We start from the raw sequence: 5,945 nt of genomic DNA on the forward strand, positions 1-5,945 counted from the left end.
ACCGAAGCGCCGACGGTGAGAATCCTCTTGAAAGGGGATCGCTCGTTCGTGCAGGAAGAATATGACTACGGTTACATTCCCGCGATGAAGGATGTGACGCTGAGCTGATCGCCAGCCTTCAACCGGAAAGGCCTGCCCACGCAGGCCTTTCTACGTTTCTATCCCAACAGCTCGCTCATCGCGATAATCTGCTCGGCTACCTGAATCAGCTTCTGCTGGCGACTCATCGCCTGGCGCCGCATCAGTGTGTAGGCCTCTTCTTCGTTGCACGCCTTCATTTTCATCAGCATTCCCTTGGCCAGTTCGATGCGCTTGCGCTCGGCCAACTGCTGATCTCGTGCGTGCAACTGCGCACGCAGCGCCTGATCGCTCTCGAAGCGGGCCATGGCCACCTCCAGGATCGGCTGCAGTCGTTGGGCCTGAATGCCCTCGACAATGTAGGCGCTCACGCCAGACTTGATCGCCTGACGCATCACGCCCGGATCATGCTCGTCGGTGAACATCACGATGGGGCGCGGCTGGTCGCGGCTGACCAGCACGACCTGTTCCATCACATCGCGTCCGGGGGATTCGGTGTCGATCAGGATGACGTCCGGGCGCACGGCTTCGACCCGGGCGGGCAGGTCGATGATCAGTCCAGACTCGTCGATCACTTCAAATCCGGCCTCGGTCAGCGCCGACCGGAGACGCCCGACTTTTTTGGCGGTGTCGTTGATAAGCAGGATACGCAGCATGATCAGGTCTCCTTCAACGGCTGAAAGCGGCGGGCGCGGTATCGGCCAGCGAGTGAAGTTTGAAGCTGCGTGCGTATCCAGCCGGATCGCTGCCGTCCCAGACCTTGCCGTCGATCAACTGACTGCTGCGCAGGCTCGTCGTCGGGACGCTTATGCTCAAGGCTTCGGCTGCCTGACGATAAAGCTTCAGTTGCTGAACACGACTGGCGACCGCCAGGTAATCAGGGTCTTCGCGCAATAACCCCCAGCGTCGGAACTGAGTCATGAACCACATGCCGTCTGACAGCCACGGATAGTTGACCTGCCCTTGATCATGAAAACTGACCGCATGAGGGTCCTGCCACTGGTTGCCGAGGCCGTCGCTGTACTGACCGAGCAGTCGCGGCTCGATGCAGTCCAGCGAAGTGTCCAGGTAATCCGCACCGCTCAGCAGCTGTGCGGTGCTGCGCCGGTTGTGATCGCTTTGCTCGATAAAGCGGCTGGCCTCCAGCACGGCCATGATCAGCGCCCTGGCGGTGTTGGGGTTCTGCTCGACGAACTCACGGGTGCAGCCCAGCACTTTGCCAGGGTGATCCGGCCAGATCGCCTGGCTGGTGGCCATGGTAAAGCCCAGTTGCTGATGCACGGCGCTGGCCCCCCAAGGCTCGCCGACACAAAAGCCGTCGATGCGCCCGGCCTGCAGGTGCTGGGCCATTTGCGTGGGCGGCACCACCACGCTGTTCACATCATCGAGCGGGTGGATGCCCTGGCTGGCGAGCCAGTAATACAGCCACATCGCATGGTTGCCAGTGGGAAAGGTCTGGGCGAACGTCAGTCGTGAACCGCTTTGGTGCGCGCGCTTGTCGAGTGCTTCGGGAGTGATCACCCCGGCTTGTTGCAGCTCGCGGGACAAATTGATGCATTGGCCATTCTGGTTGAGACCCATCAGGATGGCCATTTCAGTCGCCGGGCCACCGCTGATTCCAAGCTCCACCGCGTAGATCAGGCCGTAAAGGCTGTGTGCTGCCTGGAGTTGCCCGCTGACCAGTCTGTCGCGTAACGCGGACCAGGAGGTCTGCCTCTTCAGGTTCAGGCTCAGCCCGTAAGGCTGGGCGAAACCCTGAGTCGCAGCGACCACCAGCGGGGCGCAGTCGGTCAGCGCCATGAAACCTACGTCCAGGCTGTTCATTTCCGGGGCGTCGCTGCCGCCTACCCAGTCCAGGGCGTTGCCGGTTCGTTCAGTCATGCCGCGTACTTCATAAAGATTCATCCAGAAAAAAGGCGTCGTTCTGCCCGATGCCAGTGCAAGGGGCGGAAGCGACGCCGTTGTCCATGCACCACTCCGTCGTTGGAATGAATGCCGATTACCGTTTAAAGCAAGGCATATGCCATCGTCAGCCGACAGGAAGTTTAACGTGCGCTCGCCTGAGCTGCCTGCACACGTCTATAATCGCCACCCTGAATTCAGCTGCTCACGAGCCTATCCCGCCATGTATAACCTGGCCCGCCAGTTACTGTTCAAACTTTCCCCGGAAACCTCCCACGACCTGTCGCTTGACCTGATCGGCGCAGGCGGTCGGCTGGGCCTGAACGGCCTGCTGAGCAAGTCGCCGGCAAAGCTGCCGGTTAACGTGATGGGCCTGGAGTTTCCCAACCCTGTAGGGCTGGCGGCCGGGCTGGACAAGAACGGCGCTGCCATCGATGGTTTTGCGCAACTGGGTTTCGGGTTTGTCGAGATCGGCACCGTGACGCCACGTCCCCAGCCAGGCAATCCCAAGCCGCGTGTTTTCCGGCTGCCGCACGCCGAGGCCATCATCAACCGGATGGGCTTCAACAATCTTGGTGTCGACAACCTGGTGTCCAGGGTCAAGGCGGCCAGGTACAGCGGCATTCTGGGCATCAATATCGGCAAGAATGCCGATACGCCGGTCGAACGGGCAGTGGACGATTACCTGATCTGCCTGGACAAGGTCTACGCACACGCCAGTTACGTCACGGTCAACGTAAGCTCGCCGAACACACCGGGTTTGCGCAGCCTGCAATTCGGTGACTCGCTCAAGCAATTGCTTCAGGCCTTGAGCCTGCGTCAGGGTGAGCTCACTCAGTTGCACGGCAAGCGTGTACCGCTGGCCATCAAGATCGCCCCTGACATGACCGATGAAGAAACCGTGCTGGTGGCCGCTGCGCTGATCGAGTCGGGTATGGATGCGGTGATTGCCACCAACACCACGCTCAGTCGCAAGGGCGTTGAAGGCTTGCCGCACGGTGACGAGGCGGGTGGGCTGTCGGGTGCGCCGGTGCTGGAAAAAAGCACCCATATCGTCAAGGTACTGGCCGGCGAGTTGGCGGGGCGCATGCCGATCATTGCTGCGGGCGGCATCACCGAGGGCAGGCATGCAGCCGAGAAGATTGCGGCGGGCGCCAGCCTTGTGCAGATCTACTCAGGTTTCATCTACAAGGGCCCGGCACTGATTCGTCAGTCGGTGGATGCCATTGCGGCCATGCCACCCAAGACAGACTGATTAGCAGGATGTGGTTCGACGGTCAAAAAAAGGGGCTCTTCGAAAGAGCCCCTGGGCCTCGGCCCGCCGCCCGGGTCGGGCGTGCATGGTGCAGGTGTGAATCAGTCAGTCATGTTGATAGCCCGATGGAGGCCTGACAGTCTTTGTGTCGCCTCATCCGACCGCGTGAAGTTCGTTGAGTCTGTGGATGCCCGCAGTGCCGGTCATACCGTCCCAGTTGTCGCCGCGTCCTTCGCGCCAGCCATTGATCCATGCCTGGCGTACTGACGGTAGAGTAAAAGGGCAAAGCTCACGGGATTTGCCATGAACGCCGTATTGATATCCGCGTAAAAATGCTCTTTCCAACGGATCACGCTTAAGTCTTCTCATAGGGTAATGCCCTCGTCTGTTGACTGTAATATCCCTGAGACCCCGTGATGAGGTCGGGCAGAATCTTCTGCCGTTGGTGCCCGCTGCCGGCGTGGCGGGCCTTGATGCCATCACCGTTGCAATGATGACCTGTGGTGATTTCTAACCAAACCACAGGGCGGTGTGAATGATCGTTTTGTCATAAGCACGTCACATTCAGGTCTGTCGAGCAATAAGCAGCGACTAACCGTTCGTGCGACTTTTGACCAATCCCTGTCGAATCGGGCACTTGAGCACGTATTGAGATCGCTTATCAGCCGCAGGTAATGGCGGTATGCCTTATGTAATTAAGCGACGAAGGGTCGTCAACCCACCGTAGAAATGTGACTTTTCAAATTGGCGTTATCCAGACGCAGCTTTTCATTGACGACGTCGTCGGCCCTGATATCTGTTCTAATACGCCCGAAACTGCCGCAATGAGATGACACAATCATGCGGTGGACCGGCACACATAACGTGCCACGCAGGCGCTCTCCACGAAAGACGCCTGTTCAAATCTGGCAGGGCAATGCGTTGCCCGCCGCTGACGGCTCAGGCCCTGGAATACACATGTCGGATCGCTACGAACTGTTCCTCACTTGCCCCAAAGGCCTTGAAGGTCTGCTTGCCGAGGAAGCCACTGCACTGGGCCTTCAAGAGACCCGCGAGCACACTTCAGCCATTCGCGGCTCCGCCGACATGGAGACCGCTTACAGGCTGTGTCTCTGGTCGCGCCTGGCCAACCGCGTGTTGCTGGTGCTCAAGCGCTTCCCGATGAAGGACGCCGAAGACCTTTACCACGGCGTGCTGGATGTCGAGTGGCATGACCATCTCGAGTCGGAAGGCACCATCGCGGTGGAATTCAGCGGGCATGGCTCGGGCATCGACAACACCCATTTTGGTGCATTGAAGGTCAAGGACGCGATCGTCGACAAGCTGCGCACGCCTGATGGCGAGCGTCCGTCGGTGGACAAGATCAACCCGGACTTGCGGGTACACCTGCGCCTTGATCGTGGTGAGGCGATTCTGTCGCTCGACCTTTCCGGTCACAGCCTGCACCAGCGCGGCTATCGTCTGCAGCAGGGTGCTGCGCCGCTCAAGGAAAACCTTGCTGCCGCGATTCTGATCAGGGCCGGCTGGCCGCGCATTGCCGCCGAGGGTGGCGCGCTGGCTGACCCCATGTGCGGTGTAGGTACCTTTCTGGTCGAGGCCGGCATGATTGCCGCCGACATTGCCCCCAACATCAAGCGCGAGCGCTGGGGTTTTTCTGCGTGGCTCGGCCACGTGCCTGCGCTGTGGCGCAAGCTGCACGACGAAGCCTTGGCGCGTGCCGAAGCAGGGCTGGCCAAAACCCCTTCGTGGATTCGTGGCTACGAGGCAGATCCTCGTCTGATCCAGCCGGGCCGCAACAACATCGAGCGCGCCGGGCTGAGTGACTGGATCAAGGTTTACCAGGGTGAAGTGGCGACCTTCGAGCCGCGTCCGGATCAGAACCAGAAAGGCCTGGTGATCTGCAACCCTCCTTACGGCGAGCGTCTGGGTGACGAAGCCAGCCTGCTGTATCTCTATCAGAACCTGGGCGAACGCCTGCGTCAGGCCTGTCTCAATTGGGAAGCTGCGGTATTCACCGGTGCGCCTGATCTGGGCAAGCGAATGGGCATTCGCAGCCATAAACAGTATTCGTTCTGGAATGGCGCCTTGCCGTGCAAGTTGTTGCTGATCAAGGTAACTCCCGATCAGTTTGTCACCGGCGAGCGTCGCACTCCCGAGCAGCGTCAGGTCGAGCGCGATAACCCGGTCGAAGTCGAAGAAGTTGAAAGAAAACTCAACAAGAACGGCAATCCGATCAAGCCAGAGCCGGTGGTCGTCGAGCAGGCGCGCCTGAGCGAAGGCGGGCAGATGTTCGCCAATCGCCTGCAGAAGAATCTCAAGCTGATGGGCAAGTGGGTGCGCCGCGAGGGTATCGACTGCTATCGCGTGTACGACGCCGACATGCCTGAGTACTCACTGGCGATCGACCTGTATCACGACTGGGTTCACGTTCAGGAATACGCTGCGCCCAAGACGATCGATCCGGAAAAGGCTTCCGCCCGGTTGTTCGATGCGCTGGCTGCTATTCCGCAGGCGCTGAACATCGACAAGAGTCGCGTGGTGATCAAGCGTCGCGAGCGCCAGAGCGGCACAAAGCAGTACGAACGCCAGAGTGCCCAAGGCCAGTTTCTGGAAGTCAGCGAAGGCGGCGTCAAGCTGCTGGTCAACCTGACCGACTACCTGGACACCGGGCTGTTTCTCGATCACCGCCCGATGCGCATGCGCATCCAGC

Annotated in this window: 5 protein-coding genes and 1 pseudogene; 3 read left to right on the forward strand and 3 right to left on the reverse strand. The window is 59.9% G+C overall.

Annotated elements, in window-relative coordinates:
• Positions 1–108 (forward strand): annotated as a pseudogene (locus ALO43_RS30540) (glycoside hydrolase family 68 protein); the annotation flags it as partial.
• 50 nt (positions 109–158) lie between these two features.
• Here ALO43_RS30540 and ALO43_RS26305 read toward each other — a convergent pair.
• Complete coding sequence (locus ALO43_RS26305) at positions 159–734, reverse strand: ANTAR domain-containing response regulator (protein ID WP_005886558.1); 576 nt, start codon at positions 732–734, stop codon at positions 159–161.
• Between the two features lie 13 nt (positions 735–747).
• On the reverse strand, positions 748–1,959 hold the full coding sequence (locus ALO43_RS26310) for a CmpA/NrtA family ABC transporter substrate-binding protein (protein ID WP_053932297.1): 1,212 nt from the start codon (positions 1,957–1,959) through the stop codon (positions 748–750).
• A 244-nt stretch (positions 1,960–2,203) separates the two neighbouring features.
• Here ALO43_RS26310 and ALO43_RS26315 point away from each other — a divergent pair, with 244 nt between their 5' ends.
• Entirely contained in the window at positions 2,204–3,235 is a 1,032-nt protein-coding gene (locus tag ALO43_RS26315; RefSeq protein ID WP_053932298.1) for a quinone-dependent dihydroorotate dehydrogenase, read from the forward strand.
• A gap of 153 nt (positions 3,236–3,388) precedes the next feature.
• Here ALO43_RS26315 and rmf read toward each other — a convergent pair whose 3' ends face one another.
• A complete protein-coding gene (rmf, locus tag ALO43_RS29695) occupies positions 3,389–3,604 on the reverse strand; it encodes a ribosome modulation factor (RefSeq protein WP_002553055.1) in 216 nt (71 codons plus the stop codon).
• 588 nt (positions 3,605–4,192) lie between these two features.
• Between rmf and rlmKL the strand changes: the two genes are divergently transcribed.
• Positions 4,193–5,945, forward strand: a 1,753-nt coding sequence (rlmKL, locus tag ALO43_RS26320; RefSeq protein ID WP_054998395.1) for a bifunctional 23S rRNA (guanine(2069)-N(7))-methyltransferase RlmK/23S rRNA (guanine(2445)-N(2))-methyltransferase RlmL, incomplete at its 3' end; no start/stop codon positions are given.

The organism is Pseudomonas tremae (assembly GCF_001401155.1).
Taxonomy (GTDB): Bacteria; Pseudomonadota; Gammaproteobacteria; order Pseudomonadales; family Pseudomonadaceae; genus Aquipseudomonas; species Aquipseudomonas tremae.